Source organism: Streptomyces sp. NPDC057253 (assembly GCF_042669125.1).
In the GTDB taxonomy this organism is placed as follows: domain Bacteria; phylum Actinomycetota; class Actinomycetes; order Streptomycetales; family Streptomycetaceae; genus Streptomyces.
In genome coordinates this window covers 79,816-101,166 of record NZ_JBHUXV010000006.1, presented here as the reverse complement: position 1 = coordinate 101,166, position 21,351 = coordinate 79,816, and the positions used below count along the sequence as shown (strand labels likewise).

Genomic DNA, 21,351 nt, shown 5'->3' with positions numbered 1-21,351 from the left:
CGTCATCGCTGTACCTCTGTGAAGACCTGCGGAGGCACGAGGGCCGAAGCATCCGAGCCGACCGGCTGCCTCAAGTCCATGTAGCAGCGCAGCCGTACGCCGGGCTCCCCCGCCTCGCGGGTCGTCTGCTCCGCTGTCGCTGTCGCCCACTGGTCGGCGAGCAGCTGCTGGAAAGCTAGGGCGGTGGCGTCGTCGGCGGCCGCGACGTCAACGACGACCAGGCCCGGCTCACTCACGTGCACCTCGTTGATCGGGTCCATGTACGGCACTACGCCCGGGCGGCCGGGGAGGGTTCCGCCGCGGCGGTGTCTTCACCCGACCGAGTGGCGGGCTGTCAGGGGCTGTCGCCGCCCCAGTCCCAGCGGGCCGGGTCGCCAGGGCGCGGGTCGTACAGCGCCCGCCCGCCGGGCCCGAACTGCCCGAGCTCCGTGAGGAGGGAGACACCGTCGCCGATCTCCACCGGCCTCCAGCCGGTGATGTCGAGCAGCAGCCCGTCCAGCGGTCCGCCCACCAGTTCGGCGTAGCTGCGTCCCGGCTTCGGGCCCGGGTGGTCGTGGTCGGCTCCGTAGATCCGGCCGCGCAGCAGCTGCTCATCGTCGCTGTCCATACAGTGCAGCCTCGCAGTCGCCACCGACAACGGGGGCTTGCCCAGGTGGTCCTGAGCAAGCCCCCGCGCTGCCGGGTCAGCTCCGCCAGCGTTCGAGCCAGCCGCCGGCCTTCGAGTCCTGCGCCACTTCCGCCTCCCGGCGCTCCTGCTCCTGGCGCTCCCATTCGATCTGTTCCGCCTGCCGCTCCGCCTCGAGCACACGCGCCTTGCAGTCGTCGCACAGGTGCGGGTGACTGTCCCCGCGGCCCCAGTCGACCGCGATGCTGGCCTTCCACCGGGCATCGGTGAACTTCTGTCCGCAGTCCCTGCACACCGGTCGCTGAGCCTCACGTTCGGCGGCTTCCTGCGCGAGACGGCGCCGCCCCTCTTCAGCACGGCGGGCGAGGCCGACATCCCGGCGAGGGTTGCCGATCGCATCCCAGAGGTTCTGGTAGCCGTCGCGGCCGAAGCGCCGGAACGCGGGACCGGCCGGGCCGTGCTCGCGCAGCAGCTCCAGCGTGGTCGCCACGATCGCCATCTTCCCGTCGTAGATGCGGAAGCCGCCTTCGGCCCACTGGCCCTGCCAGTGCCTGCGGGTGAGGTCGGCGACACGCTCCATCTGCGTCCTGGCGGTCCGCTTGCCGACCTGGTGGAAGACGAGCAGGACCGGCGGATGGGGCGCGTCGCCCCACTGGGGAGCGGGGGCGGACCAGCGGGTGCGCCACATCGGCTTGTCCTGGCCGTCGGTGTCCTTCACCGTCCGGTGGAAGTGACGCACGTACTTGTCGAACTTCGCCGCGATGATCGGCGCTTCCTCAGTGCAGTTGTCGGCCTCGATGAACAACAGCGGCAGCCCGGCCTCCGGAGCGGTGAGGACGATGTCGGCCCACGCGCAGCCGACGCCGGGATTCCGCCAGGTGCCGGTTGCCGGGAGGGCGACCTCGGTGGCGTAGGAGGTGAGGGTGCCGATCCCGTCGGGTGCGTCGACCGAGGCCTGGGCGGCCGCAACGGCTTCGGCCGGCTCACCGGCCACCAGCTCCAGATCGGGCTTCGGGCGGATCATCGCGATGACCGTCATCGGGTGCGAGGCACCCGAGCGTCCCGCGCTCTTAGGCATGCCGCCCATCTCCTCCGGCCCCCGGTCCAACTCGAGGCCGGCGGCGGCCAGCCCGTCCTTGGTGAGCAGGCGCACCTCCTCCCCGCCTCGGGTGCGGCCGCCGTCGACGGCCAGGCCGTGCCGTCGCAGATCGTTGAGCGCACCGCGGTGGGAGGCGGTGCGCGCGTCCTTCCGCTTGGCCGCGGTGTCCTTGAGGGTGTGTCGGTACGTCAGGTGCGGTGAGGACAGGCGCTGGATCTGGTCCGCCGTCGCAGCCTTGAGCACCCCGAGCACGCGCAGCGCATCGGCGCGGTACGCGGTCGACGATCCCGCCTCGTTCTCCTTACGCTTCGCCATCAGCTCCGCCCTCCCGTCGTCGGCGTCCGGCCACCGGCCGGGCGCCGGTCCCCGGCCGCAGAGGGCACCCGGCGCGCCCTGAACCCGATGATCGCCTCCACCACTGACACCCCACCCCCACCTATTTCCCAGGGCTTGGTCAGTGAGAGGAGGAGAGAAGAGGGTTGTGACGCTGCACCGCAGCGTCGAAAAGCTGTGGTGGCCAGGGGGAATGCGGTCCGCGCTCGTCCCGGGCACGGAAGTGGGTACGGCAGTGGGATCGCAGGCGCCGACGGCAGGAGGCCGCGGCGGCCTGCCCGGTGGTGGTCGGGCCTGTGGTCGGGGCGGGCGCCTGCCAGGGGTCGGTGCGTGGTCATCGCGGCGGCTCCTTCGCTTCAGGCCGCCCTGGTGGGCGGGGACTTGAGGGAGCAGCGTGCAGGTGACCCCCTTGTCCGCGGTCTGACCGTGACCGGTAGCAGCCGTGGTCAAGGAGAAACGTGGCCGCGGTCAGGGCGGTTGCAGACCTGGACAAGGGGTCATGGTGGGGCTCGTGGTCGGGCCGACCGCCTTGGTCAAGGGGCCCGCTTTGGCCCTTGCAGCCCTGGTTCGCCCGTTCCGGCTCAGGGTGGAGAGTTCTCTGTCCTCTGTCCTCTGTCCACAGGCCGGCGGGCTGACGCTGCGGGGATGTTGCCCTGTCCGGCACGGTGACCGTACGTCAGGAGCTGTCCATGTCCCCGATCGTTCCCTCGCTGCCCCCGCAACTGGTCCAGCTCGGCTTCGACTACGTCCTGGCCGTGGCGGCCGGCGACGACGCCACGGCGGCGCGGCTCGTGCCCGAGGTGGAGCAGCTACCAGGGCTGCTGTCGGCCATCGCGGAACGCATCGTCTTCCCCGTGACCGCGCTGTCCGACGACACCGAGCCTTGCGCTGACTCCTTCGTCGTGGACGAGGTCGGCGTCATCTATCTGATGGCGATCAGCCAGTGGGCCACGCACGCCCCCGCGGCTGCCGCGCCGGGGATCGCCTGCACCATCGCGCACTTCGTCGGCCAGGTCCTCGCCGACGCACCGAAGGACGTCGTGCCAGCTCTACGTGCGCTGCGCGATGCACAGGTGTGGCTTTGCTCGCGAGTTTGAGCAGCGTTTATTCGCCAGTTTGGAAGGCGCCGAAGCCGGAGCGGAATCGAACGTCGACCTGCGGCGCATGCTCTGTCAGTCCTGAAAGCCATGCGGCCCCGCCGCTGGGGAGCGGCGGGGCCGTGGGAAGGCGGTCCCTTACGGGAGGAGTCTTCCTGATCGTTGGCCAGAGCCGTGATCCAAGCTAGGTGCGGGGGATGTTTGTTCTCGTGAACAGAGCTACCGGTCAGGTCGTTGAGTTCGGCGAGGGTCGGGGGAGGTGCGGGCTTAGGACGCGGCAAATACCCGAACCATCCGGCGGAGCGCCACATCGTTGGCCCCCTTGAGGGTGTCCATCTGTTGCCCCTTCCGCAAGGTGAGGAACATGGGCAGGCCGGAGACGCCGTACTGCTCGGCCACCTCTTCGTTGATGTCGATGTCGATGAACAGGAAAGCGACGGTCTCGTACTGCGTTGAGAGGGACTCGAATTCGGGCGTGATGGCCTTGCAGGGCGCGCACCAGTTGGCCGTGAACATGGCGATGACTTTCGGCTCCGCGTTGAGCAGCTCGCCGTAGTGCTCGGTGCTAGTCACCTTGATCACAGCCCCTCCCCGACGTGTACGGCGGGAGCTTCGATGCCTGCCTGCTGCGCCGCCCTGGCTGGCGCTTCCTGGTTCGCGGGGCGGGATGTGGCCGGTGACGCGCTGACGGACTGTGCTGCGGCGAGAGTCACGCCCAGGACGGCGGCGGCGGTCCGGCACAGCCGGCGCCAGCGGGGCGGTGCCGGGCGGGGGGTGTGCGTGTTGGTGTTCACGTGGTCAACGCGTACCGGTTCACCTGGAACGACGCGGGGCCGAACCGCGCTGTACCACCCGAATAGACGGGCCGTGATTCGCCTCGACAGCCGAGCACGCGGGGTGCGTTCGTGCGGCACAAGCCCCACGAAGGGCGCTCCTGTTCGTAGGATCCTCCCGCAGCTCAGTGCTCGATTGCTGAACGCCCTGAACTGCCTCCCGAAGTGGTGAACATCTGCTGTTCGTTCTCGTGAATAAAGCCACAGGTGGCGCGGGCCTGCGCGGTGGTGGAGAACGTGGTGGCTCTCCACCGCTGACCGCACCACCGCACCGGGTGAGTGCGCGCTGGTGCGGTGGTGCGCCCATCCAGTGCGCACCACCGTCCATTCGGTGCGCACTACGATGCGCACCACCGTCCATCCGGAGTGCAGTCCGCACACGCTGGGCGCTGAGCCTCGCGTACGAGGCCGACGGGGGCCGCGACCGCGGTCCGCGGCGCCGTGCGTACAGCGGTCCCTGGGTCCAGTCACGCTGACCCAGCAGCGGGGCCAGGCAGGACGACCCTGCCCGCCCCAGTAGTGCCGTGTCGGGCCGCACATCTGGGTAGGGCCACGTCGGAGCGATGTATACGGCACGCGGCCGTCGCCCCGATGCCGCCTTGGCTGAAGCTAGCTCTGTGCTTTCCGCCGCATCCTGGTCCTGATGTAGGCGACCGCCGAAACCACGACGATGAGCATGACCGTGTCCTCGGCCAAGGTCGCCAGAGCACTCGTGACGGAATGGCCGAAGGCGACAGCGGTCGCGAAGTGGGCGAGCGCGATGGCGATCAGCATGAGGGTGAATCGCAGCAGCGAGAACCCTCGCTTCTTCTCATCCGACTCTGTTGTCATTTCTGCCTTCACAGTCATCTCTGGCCTACCGGTTTTGTCTGGCTTCTCCATATCTTTCTAGCCCAGCCTCTCCTTGACCACGTTGGTGATCCTGGTCACCAGACCCGAGAGGTGGAGGTGCAGGCCGACCTTGTTGGCAACCTTCGTTTCCACTGTCTCCGCTGCTCTGGCCAGGAATGATCTGGTCTTGCGGAGGAACCTTCTTCCGGTGCTGCTCTTCAGGAATTTCATCGTGGCTCCACCGAGGACTCCCCCGGCGAAAGCGGCGATGACGAAGTTGCTGATCGCCTCGCCCCAGGAGAAGCCGCCGTCCCAGCGTGTTTCGACGTAGTACGACACTGCGGCGGAGAGTCCGGTGACGATCGCGCTGCACAGGGCGAAGACGACGGTGGCCACGGCCCCGCAGAAGACCTCGCCGACTGCCTCGATGCCGTATTCGGTGGCCCAGACGGCCGCCTTGCACGCGGCCTTCTTGATCGGGTGCTTCCATGACGGGCACTGGCCGTTCGTGTCGGCGCAGTTGACCGGGTCGCCGTTGCAGTAGTCGTACGGATTCGCGCTGCCGCCCGAGACGGGGTCGGTCTGGAGGAAGCGGCCGGTCGTGGGGTTGTAGAGGCGCAGGCCCATGAGGGTGAGGTCGGTGGGGGTGTCGCTCGCGAGGCGGGAGCTTCCCTGCCAGCCGTAGCGTGAGGTGTTCGTTGTGTTGCCGTACTCGTCGTAGGAGTAGGCGGTGGCGGTTGTGGTGGCGGTGGCCAGGGTGACTGCGATGTCGCCGTGCAGGTCCGCGAGTTGAAGGGTGATGGCACCGCTTGCGGAGGTCGTCGCGCCCAGGGCGCCGGCCGGGTCCAGGACCGAGCGGGTGATCGTGCCGGAGGAGTCGGCGGTCCAGGCCGGGCTGTCGGTGTCGTCGGCGTAGTGGTTGGTCGCCGTCGTGCCGGTGGTCCAGCTGGTGCCGCCGTCGGTGCTGGTGGCGTTGGCCGTGACAGCCTGGCGGTGGTCGGCGTCCAGGGTCCAGGTCTGCCTGGTGGTGCTGGTCGCCTCGCTGCGGGCCAGATCGTTGGTGTAATAGGTGAGCGCCGCGTTGGACGTGGTCAGGGTGCGGCCGAATGCGTCGTACGTGTAGCCGGTGTCCGTGATGCGGTCGGCGCTGTCGTAGGTGTGCGTCGCCGTCGACGTGGTGGTCGCCGTGGTGTCGGCGCAGTCCGTCGTGCTGGCGTCCGTGGTGAGCTTGGTGCGGTCCCAGCTCGTAGAGGACACGAACGTGTAGGCGCGGGTGGTGCAGGTCGCGCCGGTGTCGTCCTGGGCCTGGGTGAGCCGGCCTGCCGCGTCGTAGGTGTAGCCGGTGTCGGTGGGCGCGCCGTTGTTCTCCACGTGGCCGGCCTCGGTGCCCAGGATTGTGTAGTCGGCTTGGTCGTCGAGGACGGTGGTGCTGGAGGAGTCGGTGTAGGTGCGGCCTGTGGGTGCTCCGACGGTGTTGTAGTCCTGGATGAGGGTGTAGCCGCCGGGCAGGGTCTCGGCGGTGAGGTCGCCGTCGGCGTCGTAGCCGGTGGCTGTGAAGGTTCCGGCGACGGAGTCGGTGACCTTGGCCGGGTAGCCGGTGGTGGCGTCGTAGGTGTAGGTGGTCGTCGACGGCACCGAGTCCGTGACCGTGGCCGGGCGGTTCAGGGTGTCATACGCGGTGGTCGTCGTGTTGCCGGAGCCGTCGGCGTAGGAGATCTGGCGGCCGAGGCTGTCGTAGGTGTGCGTGATGGTCTGGGAGTTGGCGGTCTGGGTGGAGAGCAGGCCGGTGGACGCGTCGTAGGTGTACGTCGTGTCCGGGGTGGCCGTGCCCTGTCCGCCGCTGATCGCCTTCTTGATGACCCGGCCTGCCGCGTCTCGCGTGTACGCCGTGGTCCGGGTGGAGCCGTTGGCGGTCTCGGTGACGGTGACGGGTTCACCGAAGCGGTCGTAGGCGTAGGACTTGGTGACCAGTTCGGTGGGGTTCGATCCGCCGCCGGTGATGGCGGCGCCGGGCGCCACCCGGCAGGTGAGGCCCGCCCATTCGGGGCGTCCCTGGCAGGTGCCGGAGCCGGTCGCCGACCAGTAGGTGGTGACGGTCTGGGTGGTGGAGTTCTTGTTCGGGCCGGTGGCGGACAGCAGGTTGCCGTCGCCGTCGTAGCTGTAGGTGGTGGTGAGAGCCAGGCCGGAGGGGTCGGTGACCGAGGTCAGCTGAAGGCCCGTCGACCAGTCGTAGGTGCTGGTGTCCTTGGATATGTCGCCGTCAGACGGGTAACCGAAGACGCTCGCGCCCACCGTCGTCGAGGTCAGCAGGTCGGAGACCGTGGCATCGCTCGGACGGCCTGAGTCGTAGGCGTAGACAGTGTGCGCGCGGGCCAGGGTCTCGGTACCGGCAGCCAGGTCGGCGCCACTCGTGCCGCCGGGGAGGGCGTGCTGGAGCGTGACAGTGTGCAGCGGCTCGTAGACGTCTGAGGCCAGGGACACGCCATCCGTGGCGGTGGTGTACTCGGTGAGCGTGGAAAGCAGCTCGGACGCGCTCGCGGTGCTGCTCGCGCCCGCGATGGCCCCTGCGAGCCTGGGGTCGGAGCTGTTCGTTGTGCCGAGAGCCAGCTCACGGTTGCCCGCAGTCAGTTCCCGGGTGACGTTGCCGTCGGTGTCGTACTCGGTGGTGGCGATGTGGCCGCCGGGCACGGCGGTGTTGACCTCGCGGCCGTTGGCGTCGAGGTAGCTGATCGTCGCGGTGGTGTATGCGCCGGAGCCGAGGTCAGCGCCATTGTGGGAGGACGGGGTGGTGGTGGAGGCGGGGAAGACGGCGGCGCCGTAGACCGGGTTGTCGTGCTGGTCCCAGGTGGCGGTGGTGGCCGGATCCAGTTTGTTCGGGGCGGACGTTCCGGAGACCGGGACGTCGTAGACCACGCTGGTGGTGGCGGTGGCGTCGGTGGTCGACGCGGTGCCCGGCTTCAGGGTCGGGCGGGAGGCGGACACCAGCATGCCGTCGCCCGCGTCGCCGTTGGTACCGACCTTGTCGTAGGTGAAGGTCCAGGGCAGTTCGCCCGGGTCGGTCTCGGTGGCCACCCGGCCTGCGCTGTCGTAGGTGTAGGCCGTCTTCAGCGGGGTGCCAAGGCGCGGGTCCCATGCCTCACGGAGGCGGCCCGAGGTGTCGTAGGCGTACTGGGCGATGGGCGTCGAAGTCGAGGCTGTGCCGCCGGGGGCGGTGGCCCACAGCTTGATCTGCTGTACCTGTCCGGCGTAGTTACCGAACGCGGTGGAGGTCGCGGTGGTGCCGGAGGCGTAGACGAACTCCAGGACCCGGCAGTAGGCCTTGGAGGGGTCAGAAATGCAGTCTGCGGAGCTGACCGCGCTGGTGGGCGCGATGACGTACTGCGGCTCGGCCAGGATCCTCCCGTCGGAGAGGGTGACCGCCCGCGAGGACACGGTGGTGGTGTTCGCGGAGGAGTTGTTGACCGTGTATGAGGTCTTCACCTGCCACGTCGAGGCGGTGCCGGCGACCTTGGCGAAGGTGGTGACGCTGCCGCCGGAGTCTTTCAGCGTGTAAGTGTCGCCGGCGAGGGTCAGGGTGAGATTCTCGGCGCCCGGCTCGGGGGTCCAGCCACCGGAGGCGTTGAGGGTGAAGCCGGTCTGGCCGCCGTCGGCGTCCACGACGGCGACCGAGGTGGTCGAGGTCGCGCGAATGTACGTCCAGTCCGAGGTGGACGCGGTGATCCCGGATGTCCAGTTCGGGCCGAAGACCGCGACCTGTCCCGGCTGGCCTGCCCCGGCAAGCGGCTCGCGGGAGGAAAAGGTGCGGGTGACGGCGGTGCCGAACGCGCCGGCGTCCGTGGCGTCGAGGGAGAAGTCTCCGGTGAGCAGGTTGACCGTGCCGGGACCGATGGCGCTGATGGTCGCGTTGTCGGCCTTGGCGCCGAGGGTAACGGTGGCCGCGTCGGTGCCGTAGGTGTTGGTGCCGTCCGTGAACAGCGCCCGCACCTGCACCGGACCGTCGTCGGTGAGCTGGCTGGTCGCCGCCCAGGTGAGGTCGTCGGGGTTCGCGGTGGCGGAGAAGGAGAGCGGCCAGGAGGAGAGCGCCGAGCCGCCGCTCTTGGTCACGTAGGTCACCGGGATCGGCTGCCAGGCGACGCTGTCGCCGATCCGGTACTGGTACGTCACTCCGGTGAAGGCCCCGGACTGGGTGGCCGACAGGGTCACGTCGTCGTCGGTGGTGTCACCCGTGACAGGGGAGGCGAGCCCCGCCTTGCCGACGCCGAAGGCGTAGGAGGTGGTGGAGGTGGAGATGTTGCCGCCGGAGTCGATGGTCCGCGCGTACAGGGTGTGCCAGCCGTTGCCCGGATTGACGGTGATGGTCTGCGACTGGCCGCCGTTGCCGTCGGTGGTGTCCAGCGCGCTGTTGGGCACGGCCTTGTCGTCCAGACCCCACTGGTAGCCGGCGCCGTCGGTGGAGGTCGTGGACAGCGTGCAGGTCGCGCCGCTGCTCGACTTGTCCGTCCAACTGCCGGAAGAGTAGGGGGAACAGGAGATCGTGGGCGGGTTCGGCTTGGCCACGTTCGGGACGAAGAAGACGTACGACGACCAGGCGCCGTAGTCCGTGCCGTCGTAGCCACGCACCCGCAGCCGCAGATGCGCGGCTGCCAGCTGGCTCGCGCTCGGGACGGCCAACGTGGCGGTGCCGCCGGAGGCGACGGAGGACGAGGTGGCGGTGTAGGAGTACGACGTCTCGCCCGAGTAGGCCGGGTCGTTGGTGATCTCGAACTGGGCCTTGACGGTGGAGCCGTCCGGGTCGGAGACCTTCGCGGACAGGGTCGGCGTGTATGTCGTCACGTACCGCTTGCCGCTGTAGGCGTTAACCGCGGAGGGGGACACGGCGACGGACGTCGGCTTGGCCGGGTAGGAGTTGTAGGTGACGACCAGCTGCGGGGCGTACCCAGAGGTGGTGTAGTTCGCCGACCGGAAACGGCGCCAAGTCGTCGCGTCGGTCTCGTCGGCGCTGCGCAGCTGGATGCCGTAGTTGGTGGAACCATCCGCCCAGGCCTGCACCATCGACTGCATGTTCCAGTTCGACCAGGCAGCCGGGCAGGACGAGGAGTAGCCCCAGTGACCGGTGTTGGTCGCCATGCCGGTCGTGGTCGTGGACGGCTGGGCCGCCCAGGTCACTGACGTCGAGGACCAGGTGGCAGTGATCCGGCGGGCCTGGGTCTCAGCACCCGAGGTGGAGCACGTGGAGGAGTAGTAGTTGTACAGCTTCATCGTCGCCGAGGTGATGTGCGTACCGGCGAACTTCGAGACGTCGAACTTCAGGTAGGCGCGGGCGATGTCGGTGCCGCTGTCGTATGTGCCCGACTTGAGTTCCTGCGAGGAGACCTGGGAGTCGGGGTAGTCCGGGGTCTGCACCCAGGTGTCGGTGGTGACGGCCAGGGTGGAGGTGGGGTCGACGGTGACCGGGTAGGTGGCCGTGTCGAGGAAGCCGGCGTCCGGGGTCAGGACGAGAGTCTGCGAGCCGTCGTCGGCGGTCTCGACCTTCGTCGCCACCTGCTCCTGGTGAGCGGACTCACCGGAGGCCGGGTCCTTGCTCGCGTCCCACATCATCGGCGCGGGCGCCTCGGCGACCAGCTTGCCGCCGCCGTCCTTAAGCAGCAGATGTCCGGAGTCGGCCTGGGACAGGGTCAGGCCCTTGAGCCGCATGGGGATGCGGTAGCTGACCGTCTTGTCGGACGGGCGGCTGTCCAGGGTGATGTTCTCGGAAAAGCCCTGCGCGAGCGCGGTCGCCGAGAGGGTCTGCCCGTCGCCCAGGTCGTAGGAGGCGGTGTCGTCCTTCACTGTCGGGGTGGGGAGCTTGTCCGCCCAGCCCAGGCCGAAGGAATCCGACCCCTTGGTGACCGAGGCGAGGGTGGTGTCACCGCCGTCCGACACCGCGATGTCCGCTGCGGCCACCTGCGGCTCCAGGTCCGGGCCGGTGTCGGAGAGGTCGGTGTCGATGTCGTGCCAGTCGCCGTCCTGCTTCACGCGGATCGGCCCGGCGTAGTCCGCGGTCTGCATGCTGCCGTCGGGCAGCGCGTAGGTCGTGGAGTCGCTGGTCCGCTCTGACAAGACCTCGATCTTTCGGTCCTGCAGCCGGGCCATCAGGAGGGCCGAGGTGGGGTCCTTGGCTTCGGCGGCGCCGTAGTGAGTGTCCGCCGATGCGGTCAACGCTGCGGCGGAGGTGGCGGTGTCGTCCGGGAGAGCCACCGCCGCGCCGGTGTCGGCGAGGGTGAGAGCAGCTTCGGCAACGAGGACGGCGGCGGCCACCAACCCTATCGCGCGTATGCGAGACGACGAACGGCGTGTACCGCCCGATCGACCGCCTCTGCCGAATCTGCCGGACCGTGATCTGCTACGCACGGACAACCCCCGTGATCTTTCTGCTGGTGAAGCAACGACGGCAGATCTTTACATCGCCCACACATGGGGACTTTGTGACTCCTGTTCACATCGTCAAGCAGGCGCAAAAATCTCCACAAGGAGACACTTGGTGACTCACCGTCAGCAGTTCGACAGGGGTTACAAATATGTACATACGGCCCTGCTTCGCCAGGCGATCGCGGCTGCCCGCACGGTCGCCACGGCGGCGACCTTGATCAATCCTTTACGGGATACGGGAGAAATAGGACGCAATTCAGAAGAAACCATTCTTGACGGCACGTCACGTACCGTCGGGCACCATGGTCCCTCCCGGCCCGACCCCAAAGCAGCCGCGCAGAAGTCGGCCTCCACAGTGGCGGCGCTTGAGTTTGCCGGAGGTGAGGGTGGACTTGCCGTTGACCCCCTAGGTGGTCGCAGACACACCGCCTTCCGATGGGCACAGCACACCGGACTCGTCCCGGCCCCGGACGCCTCCTCCGAGAGTCCCGGCCGCCGACAGTGGTGCGGTGGAGTCGGCGAGGCGGAGGCGGTGCGTTTCTCCTTGACCTGAGCTGAGGTCAAGGAGAAACGCACCGGCTGGACGCACGGCCCTACTCCCTTCGGCGTCGTCCGCCCCCGACCCCGGCTCGTACGACTGCCGTGGATACGACGGAACGCAGAACGGAACAGAGCGGGCCCCGCAGGACCTTGACCCCCGCGTCTGGCGGCGTGGCTCCGGAAGCAGGCGGTGATCGGCAGTACGCACTAGCCGGGCAGGATGCTAACCGGCGCGAGCGCACCGGCCGAAGACACCAGCCACCGATTCCCTCGAATGGGCGAGGTCTCGGGCCTCCCGTGCGTGCTGGGAAATGCTGCACACGGCGGCGCGGCGGCGGAGCCGACGCGCAACAGGGCGAGCACGCGCCCTGATCCCCGGCCGCGTCCGCGCCGCCCAGCCTGCCCTCCCTCCTCCTCGACTCAGTCAGGGCATGGGCGAAAGGGGTCGCAACGGGGATGTCAGACCCCCGACCACGCGCATACGCTGGGTTGACCTGCCCAAACTTCCCGTCGTTGCCGAGCCCCGCGCAAGAGAAGTCGCACGAGACGGTGCAGGAGAAGGCGCAAGGGTTGGTGCAGGAGATGTTGCCGAGCCGTCGCCATCCCGCCGACCGGGATCAGGTCGTCACGGGCAGGACAGCATCGGAGTTCTTGGTGGAAGGGATCCGGTGTGACGTGGACGCTGCCGGAACCGATGGTGACCGTTCCCGTGTCCGTGCCCGATCTTCGGCCCGGCAGTGCTGCCGAGCCGAAGTTATGGACAGGTTTTGCAGGTGTCCGTTGTCCAATGAGCCAGGGCCTCTCCGGTCGGCGGGGAGTGACACCGGAGAGGCCCTGGCGAACTGAGAGGGGCTGTAGCCCCTGGGGTGGAGGGTTAGCCCTTGAGCCAGACAGCGTGGTCCGGTTCCAGGAGTCCGTCCGTGATCGGGCCGCCGCCCAGCAGGACCTCGGTGTGGTCGGGGAGCCGGTAGAGGTCGGTGGACAGGTTGACCACGCAGGTGAAGCCGGGTTCCCGGTGGAAGGCGAGGACGCCGGCGGGGGCGTCGAGCCAGGTCATGGTGCCGTCGCCGAGGGCGGGGTGGTCGCGTCGGAGCTTCAGGGCGGTGCGGTACAGCTCCAGCATGGACGTCTCATCGCCGGTCTGTGCCTCCACGCTGCGCTCGCTCCAGTTCGCTGGTTGTGGCAGCCAGGGTGCGGCGGAGGCGTTCTCGGGGCTGAAGCCGAAGGGTGCCGTCTGTCCGGCCCAGGGGAGGGGGACGCGGCAGCCGTCGCGGCCGGGGTTGGTGTGGGCGGAGCGTTCCCAGACGGGGTCCTGGCGTACGGCCTCGGGCAGGTCTTCGACTTCGGGGAGGCCGAGTTCGTCGCCCTGGTAGATGTAGGCACCGCCGGGCAGGGCGAGCATGAGGAGGGCCGCGGCGCGGGCGCGGCGGGTGCCTAGGTCCAGGTCTGCGGCGCCGTCGGGGAGGTAGGGGACGTTGGGTATCCAGCGTTTGACGTTCTGGCGGGCGTAGCGGCTGGTGTGGCGCATGACGTCGTGGTTGGACAGCACCCAGGTGGCCGGTGCGCCTACGGAGGAGAGCATGGTGAGGGAGTCGTCGATGGCCGCACGCAGGTCCTTGGCGTCCCAGCTGGCCATGAGGAAGTCGAAGTTGAAGGCGGTGTGCAGGCCGTCGGGGCGGACGTAGGCCGCGAGTCGGTCGGGGGTGTCGGTCCAGGCTTCGGCGACGAAGGTGCGCTCACCCGGGTACTCGTCCGCGATCGTGCGCCAGGTGCGGTAGATGGCGTGAACGTCGTCGCGATCCCAGTGGGGGTGCGGGGTCTGGCTGTCGGCCAGGTCGGGCAGTTCGGGGTCCTTGATGAGGCCGTGGGCGACGTCGATGCGGAAGCCGTCGACGCCCCGGCTGAACCAGAAGCGCAGGATGGACTCGAACTCGGCGTGCACGTCGGGGTGTTGCCAGTTGAGGTCTGGCTGCTGCGGTGTGAACAGGTGCAGGTACCAGTCGCCGTCGGGCACGCGAGTCCAGGCGGGACCGCCGAAGCAGGACACCCAGTTGTTGGGCGGCTGGGCACCGTCGGGGCCGCAGCCAGGACGGAAGATGAAGCGGTCGCGCTCCGGGCTGCCGGGGCCCGCCGTCAGGGCGGCCTGGAACCAGACGTGCTGGTCGGAGATGTGGTTGGGCACGATGTCGGGGATGATTCGGATTCCGTGCCGGTGCGCGTCCTCGATGAGCTGCTCGGCTTCGGCAAGGGTGCCGAACAGCGGGTCGATGGCACGGAAGTCGGCGACGTCGTAACCGCCGTCTGCCATGGGTGACGTGTACCAGGGGTTGATCCACAGGGCGTCGACGCCGAGCGACTTGAGGTAGGGCAGGCGGGAGCGCAGGCCGGCGATGTCGCCTTCGCCGTCGCCGTTCCCGTCGGCGAAGCTGCGGATGTAGACCTGGTAGATGACGGCGCTGCGCCACCAGGGGGAGTTGGTGGACATGGCGGGGTCCTTTGACGAGGGCTTGGAGGGACTTATCGCGTGGTGGGTGCGAGGGATTGGTCCTCGGCTGTCAGCGCCGCGGTGATCTCCTCGCTGGTGGGTGGTTGTGCGCCTGCCCGGGCGCAGGTGAGGGCGCCGGCGGTGACGCACCGGCGCAGGGCGCTTTCCAGTTCGGCGGCAGTGGCAGGGATGTGGAGGGTGCCGTCCGGCTGCAGGAGGGTGTCGAGGAGACAGGCTTGGAAGGCGTCTCCCGCGCCGATGGTGTCGACGACGTGCACCGGCGGCGCGGGTACGGTGATCTCGTGGTGCGCGGTGAGGGCGGTTGCGCCCTGGGCGCCGCGGGTGATGACGGCCAGGCGCGGGCCGAGGGCGAGCAGGGCGCGTGCTGCGGCCTCGGGGGTGAGGTCGGGGTAGAGCCAGGCCAGGTCCTCGTCGCTGGCCTTGACCAGGTCGGCGGCGGCGACCAGCCGTTCGACCCGGGCGCGGTAGGCGTCACGGTCGGGCAGGGCGGCGGGGCGCACGTTGAGATCGACGGAGACGGCCCGTCCCGGGTGGCTGCGGTGCGCGTGGCAGGTCTCGACGATGCGGGTCGCCCCGGGTTCGACGACGGCGGCGAGTGAGCCGGTGTGGACCAGGGTGGTCCCTTCCTGCAGGGTGATGTCCTGGGGGTCCCAGGCGGCGAGGAAGTCGTAGCGGGCGCTGCCGGTGGCGTCGTCGAGGTAGGCGAGGGCGATGGTGGTGCGGCCGGAGGCGCTGGGCAGGCGGTGCACGGTGACGCCGATGGAGTCCAGGTGTGCGCTGACCAGGTCGCCCGGCGGGTCGTCGCCCCAGCAGGTCATGAGGGCGGCAGGTTGGCCGAGGCGGTGCAGTCCGACGGCGACGTTTGCGGGGCTGCCGCCGGGGTGAGGGACGACGTGGGCGCCGCCGGTGTGCCAGGCGAGGTCCACCAGGGCCTCGCCGATGACGACCGTGGTCATGAGGTACGTCCTTTCCGGCTCGGAGCAGCGACAGCTGATTCCTTGATCTGGAGCGGCTGCAGCTCCCAGACGTCGACGGTGAAATTGAGGTGTGCGCCCCGCGTGGCGCGGGCTTCAAGACGCCAGTGATCTCGGACCGGGTAGAAGTGCCGTTCGCCGACGGGGTAGAAGCGCACGGTGAGTGCCTCGCCGGTGGACAGGAAGATCTCCGCGATGGAGTGGTCGACAACGACGCGCAGGTCGACGGGCTGCCCGGTGGGGCAGGGGATCGTGTAGGTGCCGCCGCGGGCGCGCGGGTCGAGGGAGGCGTGGTCCCGGTTGACGACCAACTGGCCGGCATCGGCATCGAGCTGGATGTCGAGGTATTCGGTGCCGTCCGGGGCGGTGATCAGGCGCAGGCCGGCGGTGCCGGTGGCTTCCAGGCGCGCGGTGAGGTCGAAGCTGTGACCGACCTGGCCCAGTGCCACCGGAATGGGGTCGGGTACCTGTCCTGTGGCGTGGATGGTGTGCCGGCCGCGCAGCGAGAGGAGTTCATCGGCAGGCTGTTGGTGGATACGGCTGTCCTCGGTCAGCGTGATCTCGCGGGGCAGGGTGAGCATGCCGGCCCAGCCGTCGGCATCCGACCACTCCTCCTGGCGTGCCTCCCAGGACCAGCCCCACAGCAGCCATCGGCCGCCAGGTGCAGGCAGCAGGGCGGGAGCGTAGAAGTCGGGGCCATGGTCGAGGAGTTGGGGCGCACTGGGGTGGAGAACGTTGTCGCGTTCGTCGCCTGCCAGCGCGAGCACGGAGCGGGGGCCGTCGTGGTCGTCCCACGCCGCGACGATGAGAGCACCGCACCCGGAGCCGTCGGCCGCCGGGAGGTATTGGGGGCACTCCCAGCCCTCGCCGGTGAGCAGGCCGGCCTCGGGCGGGCCGACCGGCTCGGGTACGCCGGTGTGGAAGGGGCCCCGGTAGGTCCAGGTTTCCAGGTCGGGCGAGTCATAAAGGAGGACTGCGGCGTGGCCGTCGGCGAGGGAGGCGCCGACCAGCATCCGCCAGCCTTTGCCGTTGCGCCACACGTAGGGGTCGCGGTACATGGTGGTGCCTTCGGGCGGCTCGGGTATGAGCAGGTCGCCGCGGGGGGTGAAGGTGCGGCCGTTGTCGTGGGAGGTGGCGGTGGTAACGGGCTGGTCCCAGCGGTCGCGGCGGTAGGCGGAGTAGAAGGCGACGATGCGGTCGCCGTCGGAGACGGCGTTGCCGGAGAAGCAGCCGTCCTCGTCCACGCCCCCGGGGGTGGGGGTCAGGGCGATCGGCAGGGGTTCCCAGCTGACCAGGTCGGGGCTGCGGAAGTGGCCCCAGTGCATGTTCGCGTGCCGGGTGCCGTAGGGGTTGTACTGGTAGCAGACGTGATAGGTGCCGTCGTGGAAGACCAGCCCGTTGGGATCGTTGATCCAGTTGGCCGGCGGGCGCAGGTGCGCGACGGGACGGTGGGCGTCATGGGAGTGGGAGGGCGCGGTGGACACACGCGTGCCTTTCAGGGAGTGCAAAGAGCCGGGGGGAAGGGCTCAGCGGAAGGAGCCGGACACGATTCCCTCGACGAAGTACCGCTGGGCGGCCAGGAAGATCAGCACGCTGGGGATCAGAGCGATGATCACCCCGGCGAGGACGATCGAGACGCTGCCGGTGCCGTTGCTGCCCTGCAGGCTCACCAGCCCGAGCGGGAGGGTGAACTTGTCAGTGGACTGCAGGAAGATCAGCGGGCGGAAGAACTCGTTCCAGTAGGCGGAGAAGGTCAGCACTGCCAGCGTGGCCATCGGGGCGCGGGCCATGGGGGCGTAGATACGGGCGAAGACCTGGAAGTGCGAGGCCCCGTCCACCCGTGCCGCCTCGCCGAGTTCGCGGGGCATCTGCAGGAAGTACTGGCGCATCAGGAAGGTGCCGAAGGCGCCGCCGACCGCGGGCAGGACCAGGGCCATGCGGCTGTCGGTCAGGCCCAGGTACTTGATGATCAGGAAGACCGGGATGATGGTCGTCTGGACCGGGACCATCATGGTCGCCAGGATGACCCAGAACAGGGGCTTGCTGCCGCGGAAGCGGACCATGGCGAACGCGTAGCCGCTCATCGTCGAGGTGATGAGCTGGCCGGCCACGATGAGCCCGGTGACGATCGTGCTGTTGAGGAAGAACGTGGCGAGGGGGACCTTGTCGAACACGGCCCGGTAGTTCGACCAGATCGGATCCGTGGGGAACCACTTCGGCGGCTGGTCGAAGCTCGTGGCCGGCGTGCGCAGCGAGGTGGACAGAGCCCACACCAGCGGGGCGACAACCAGGACGGCCGCCACGATCAGCACGGCAAGAGCCAGCAGCCTTCCGGCGCTGACACGACGACGACGGCGGCGCGGTGCGGGAAGGGCCGACGCGGGCTGCTTGTCGAGAATGGCACTCATGCGTAGAACACCCACTTTCGGCTCACCGTGAACTGCACGGCCGTGATGACGAGCAGGACGGCGAACAGCAGCACCGAGATGGCCGAGGCGTAACCGAACTGCAGGTTCTGGAAGGCCGTTTGATAGACGAGGAGCACGGTGGTGTACGTCGAGTCGCCCGGTCCGCCCTTGGTCATCACATAGGGCTGGTCGAACAGCTGCATGGTGTTGATCAGGCCCACGGTGGACGCGAACAGCACAGTCGGGCTGATCAGCGGGAGCTTGATCCGCCAGAACATCCGCGCCGAGGAAGCGCCGTCGATCTGCGCCGCCTCCAGGACATCCTGCGGCACAGAACCGAGAGCCGCGACGAACAGGATGAACGTGAAGCCCAGCTGCTGCCACACGGCGACGATCACGATGGTGGCCGTCGCACCGCCGGTGGAGCTCAACCAGGACACCTGGGGCACGTGCAGCAGGCCCAGGTAGTAGTTGATCACACCGAACTGGTCGTTGAAGACGTACGCCATCACGATCGAGATCGACGCCGCTGAGGCCAGCATCGGCAGGAAGAACGCCGCCCGGAACAGGTTCTGGACGATCTTCGAGGCGCGCTGGGCGACCAGCAGCGCCAGGCCCAGGCCGAGGACGACCTGCAGGAAGACGATCATCACGGCGAGGCCGGAGGTCACCACAAGGGAGTGCGTGACCGACGTGTCGCTGAAGAGCGTGCGGAAGTTGTCCAGGCCCACGAACTGCGGGTCGGAGATGGCGTCCCACTTGAACAGGGCGAGGACGAAGGAGGCCAGGATCGGCCCGACGGTGAAGACGACGACCACGAGCAGGGACAGCGACACCATCCCGTAGCCGAACAGCGTCTCGCGGCGGGCGCGCCGGGCCTGGGCGCGGCGCCGCACGAGCGCGGGGTCGCCGGCCGGCTGTGGGGGGCGGCCGGGCCGCGCGCCCGCCGGGGCGGACGCGCGGCTGCGGCTTTGGACAGGCTGGGACATCAGCGGGTCATCCCGTCTTCGCGGCGGTTTCGAGGTCGCTCTGCAACCCGTCGAGAGCCGCCTTCGCCTTGCCCGAGGACATCGCCTGCGTGGTGCGCTTGTTCAGCGCGATGGCCATCGCCTGGTAGTACGGCGGGGCCGGGATCGGCGCGGTCTCGGGGAACTTGGTGAGGGTGTCGTAGAAGACGTTCCAGTGCTTGGGGCCGGTGGTGGCGTACCGCTCGGCCGTGAGCATCGACTTGCGGGCCGGGGTGGTGACGTTGCCCGGGATCAGCAGGTCGATGTTCTTCGGCTGCACCAGGGTCTTCAAGAACTCCCAGGCGAGGTCCTTGTTCTTGGAGGACTTCATGATGCCGTAGCCGCCGGAGCCGAACAGGTGGCGCTGTGACTGCCACTTGGGGAAGTACTGCACGTCGAAGGCGTCATCCGCCATGCCCGCGTTGTGCAGGCCGCCCGCCCAGAAGCCGCCGCCGATGGCCGTGCCGATCTTGTTGCTGGCGAACAGGCCCTGCAGGGTGGTGCCGCCGCCGACGTCCGGCTTGGGCGAGATGCCCTCCTTCTGCAGCTGGATCAGGTACTCCAGCGACTCGACGGTGGGCGCGGAGTTCGCGGTCGGGTCGCCCCAGCGCCAGCCGCCCTTGCGGCCGGAGGCGGCTGGGTCGTTCGGGTAGAAGGTGTTCCACAGCCAGTCGCCGCCGTCCCACTTGCCCTCGGTCAGCAGGTTGCCGCCGTTGGCGTACATCCAGGACGTCCAGCTGCCCCACAGCCGTACGACCCAGTCGTAGCCGACCGTGTTGCCGCCCTTGGCGGAGATCTTCTTAGCGATGGTGTGGAAGTCGTCCCGGGTCCAGTCGTCGGCCGGACGCTCCACGCCGACGCTCTTGAACAGGGAGGTGTTGTAGAACATGTTGCCGGCGTTGAAGTCGGTGGGCAGTTCGTACAGGTGCCCCTGGTACATCATCGCCTCGACCAGCGCCGGATGGACGTCGGCGAAGTAGGACTTGAGCTCGGCCGCGTCCCGCTTGACGTAGTCGTCCAGCGGCTCGGCCAGGCCCTTGGCCGCGAACAGTTGCAGGCCCTCGGTCGCCACACAGCACACGTCCGGCGGGTTGCCCGCGGAGATCTGGGTGAGCAGCTTGCTGAAGAAGTCGTTCCAGTCGGTGCCCGTGGTGCCGATGAACTTCACCGCCGCGCCCTTGTGGGCGGCCTCGAACTGCGCCGCCGCCTTCTGCATCTTGTCCGCCTGCGTCTGGTCGGTGAAGATCGCCACCTTCAGCGTCTTCGAGCCCGACGAGCTGGAGGAGGAGCCGGACGAGCAGGCGGCCGCCAACGAGCCCACGCCCGCCACCGCGACGGATGCGGCGCCCGCTCTGAGCAGAGAGCGGCGGCTGAGCTGAGTCTTGAAGTCCCCAGAGGACATACGTGTACCCTCACTGTGTTCCAAGTACAGACAGGAATGACGACCGATTGCAGCGGCCGCCTGTCTTTGTGCGAGTGCTTCGCCGTCCCGGGTTCAGAGCCGGGGCGGCGAAGTGACCGATGCCCGCGCCACCAGCGGGCAAGGCAGCATCTCCTGCGTGACCGGGCCCGGTGGCGAGTCCGGCGTTCCGGTGAGCGCGAGCAACTGTGCGACAGCCCGCGCCCCCATCTCGTAGTGCGGGAGCTGGACCGTACTCAGCCTCGGATGCAGCGTCTGCGAGACCAGCTCCTGATTGTCGAAGCCCACCACCGACAGATCACCGGGGATGGACAGACCCAGCTCGGCCGCCGCGCGGTAGGCGCCGGCGGCCATGCGGTCGTTGAAGCAGAACAGCCCGGTCGGGCGCTCCGCCAGTGTCAGCAGGCGCCGCGCGGCACGGTAACCGGCATCCGCGTCCCCGGCGGGCGTACCGATGGCCTCCGCCTTCTCGGCGGCCACCAGGGAGGGGTCGTACGCGATGCCCGCCTCTTCCAGCGCCTTGCGATAGCCCTCGATACGGCCCTGCAGCGCGGGAATGTCGTCGACGCCGACCGTCATGCCGATCCTGCGGTGCCCGTGCTCGATCAGCTCACGCACCGCCGTGTGACCGCCCTGGACCTCGTCCGGCACCACGAAGGGCACCGAGGGGTCCTCGCAGCGGGCGTCCAGCAGCACGGTCGGCGTCGAGCGCAGGCTCTCGGGGAGTTCCACGACCCGGTGGTACATCGCCGCGTACAGCACGCCGTCGACCTGACGCTGCAGCAGCATGTCGATGCTGCGCCGCTCCAAGTCCTGGTCCCCGCCGGTGTTCACCAGCAGCAGCAGCATGCCCTGAGCCGCCGCGGCCTCCTGCGCGCCGAGAATGATCCGGCCCGAGTTCGGGGTGGTGGCGATCTCGTCGCCGATGAACCCGATGGTCTGCGACCGCTGCGTGCGAAGCCCCCGGGCCAGGTTGTTCGGCTTGTACCCAAGTTCCTCGGCGGCCTGCCAGACGCGCTGACGGGTCTCCTCGCTGGCCCGCTTCCCCTCCACGCGATTGAGGATGTACGACACGGTCGTGACGGACACGCCTGCCGCCGCAGCCACGTCCTTGATCCCGATCCGGCGCGCCATAACCCCTGCCCAAAGTGGTGGAAACCGGGTTGGCCAATCGTTTCACCAACCGCGTGCACTGAGAGTGCCTGCGGCCGAAGCCGCTGTCAATGGCTCGTTACGAACTCGTGGCCGCAGCATGTCCTCGCCCGGCTCT

Annotated in this window: 14 protein-coding genes; 1 reads left to right on the top strand and 13 read right to left on the bottom strand. The window is 68.8% G+C overall.

Annotation, left to right across the window (positions count from 1 at the left end):
- Positions 1 to 2 precede the first annotated feature (2 nt).
- From ACFULQ_RS05105 to ACFULQ_RS05095, 3 genes are all read right to left on the bottom strand, one after another.
- Positions 3 to 260 (bottom strand): DUF6207 family protein, encoded by a 258-nt coding sequence (locus ACFULQ_RS05105; RefSeq protein WP_383538335.1) that lies wholly within the window; start codon positions 258 to 260, stop codon positions 3 to 5.
- A gap of 74 nt (positions 261 to 334) precedes the next feature.
- Positions 335 to 607: a hypothetical protein gene (locus ACFULQ_RS05100; protein WP_383538333.1), complete on the bottom strand. Its 273-nt coding sequence runs from the start codon at positions 605 to 607 to the stop codon at positions 335 to 337.
- A 76-nt stretch (positions 608 to 683) separates the two neighbouring features.
- Positions 684 to 2,039, bottom strand: a complete 1,356-nt coding sequence (locus ACFULQ_RS05095) for a hypothetical protein (RefSeq protein WP_383538330.1) — start codon at positions 2,037 to 2,039, stop codon at positions 684 to 686.
- A 707-nt stretch (positions 2,040 to 2,746) separates the two neighbouring features.
- Here ACFULQ_RS05095 and ACFULQ_RS05090 point away from each other — a divergent pair.
- On the top strand, positions 2,747 to 3,154 hold the full coding sequence (locus tag ACFULQ_RS05090) for a hypothetical protein (RefSeq protein ID WP_383538328.1): 408 nt from the start codon (positions 2,747 to 2,749) through the stop codon (positions 3,152 to 3,154).
- Between the two features lie 267 nt (positions 3,155 to 3,421).
- Here ACFULQ_RS05090 and ACFULQ_RS05085 read toward each other — a convergent pair whose 3' ends face one another.
- The 10 genes from ACFULQ_RS05085 to ACFULQ_RS05040 form a co-directional block, all read right to left on the bottom strand.
- The gene (locus ACFULQ_RS05085; RefSeq protein ID WP_350837810.1) at positions 3,422 to 3,736 is read right to left on the bottom strand and encodes a thioredoxin family protein; all 315 of its coding nucleotides are present in this window, start codon (positions 3,734 to 3,736) and stop codon (positions 3,422 to 3,424) included.
- 860 nt (positions 3,737 to 4,596) lie between these two features.
- Positions 4,597 to 4,818 (bottom strand): hypothetical protein, encoded by a 222-nt coding sequence (locus ACFULQ_RS05080; protein WP_383538325.1) that lies wholly within the window; start codon positions 4,816 to 4,818, stop codon positions 4,597 to 4,599.
- Between the two features lie 57 nt (positions 4,819 to 4,875).
- On the bottom strand, positions 4,876 to 11,115 hold the full coding sequence (locus tag ACFULQ_RS05075) for a DNRLRE domain-containing protein (protein ID WP_383538322.1): 6,240 nt from the start codon (positions 11,113 to 11,115) through the stop codon (positions 4,876 to 4,878).
- 1,525 nt (positions 11,116 to 12,640) lie between these two features.
- Positions 12,641 to 14,251 carry a glycoside hydrolase family 13 protein gene (locus tag ACFULQ_RS05070; protein ID WP_383538319.1) on the bottom strand — a complete coding sequence of 537 codons (1,611 nt, stop codon included), beginning with the start codon at positions 14,249 to 14,251 and terminating at the stop codon, positions 12,641 to 12,643.
- 32 nt (positions 14,252 to 14,283) lie between these two features.
- The gene (locus tag ACFULQ_RS05065) at positions 14,284 to 15,228 is read right to left on the bottom strand and encodes a carbohydrate kinase (protein ID WP_383538316.1); all 945 of its coding nucleotides are present in this window, start codon (positions 15,226 to 15,228) and stop codon (positions 14,284 to 14,286) included.
- Positions 15,225 to 16,730 carry a glycoside hydrolase family 32 protein gene (locus ACFULQ_RS05060; RefSeq protein WP_383538314.1) on the bottom strand — a complete coding sequence of 502 codons (1,506 nt, stop codon included), beginning with the start codon at positions 16,728 to 16,730 and terminating at the stop codon, positions 15,225 to 15,227. The genes ACFULQ_RS05065 and ACFULQ_RS05060 overlap by 4 nt, the downstream gene beginning before the upstream one ends.
- A gap of 42 nt (positions 16,731 to 16,772) precedes the next feature.
- A complete protein-coding gene (locus tag ACFULQ_RS05055) occupies positions 16,773 to 17,654 on the bottom strand; it encodes a carbohydrate ABC transporter permease (RefSeq protein ID WP_383538311.1) in 882 nt (293 codons plus the stop codon).
- The gene (locus ACFULQ_RS05050) at positions 17,651 to 18,643 is read right to left on the bottom strand and encodes a carbohydrate ABC transporter permease (RefSeq protein ID WP_383538308.1); all 993 of its coding nucleotides are present in this window, start codon (positions 18,641 to 18,643) and stop codon (positions 17,651 to 17,653) included. The genes ACFULQ_RS05055 and ACFULQ_RS05050 overlap by 4 nt, the downstream gene beginning before the upstream one ends.
- A 7-nt stretch (positions 18,644 to 18,650) precedes the next feature.
- Positions 18,651 to 20,063, bottom strand: coding sequence for an ABC transporter substrate-binding protein (locus ACFULQ_RS05045; protein WP_383538305.1), 1,413 nt, complete (start codon positions 20,061 to 20,063; stop codon positions 18,651 to 18,653).
- Between the two features lie 93 nt (positions 20,064 to 20,156).
- On the bottom strand, positions 20,157 to 21,215 hold the full coding sequence (locus ACFULQ_RS05040) for a LacI family DNA-binding transcriptional regulator (RefSeq protein WP_383538302.1): 1,059 nt from the start codon (positions 21,213 to 21,215) through the stop codon (positions 20,157 to 20,159).
- Positions 21,216 to 21,351: the final 136 nt, after the last annotated feature.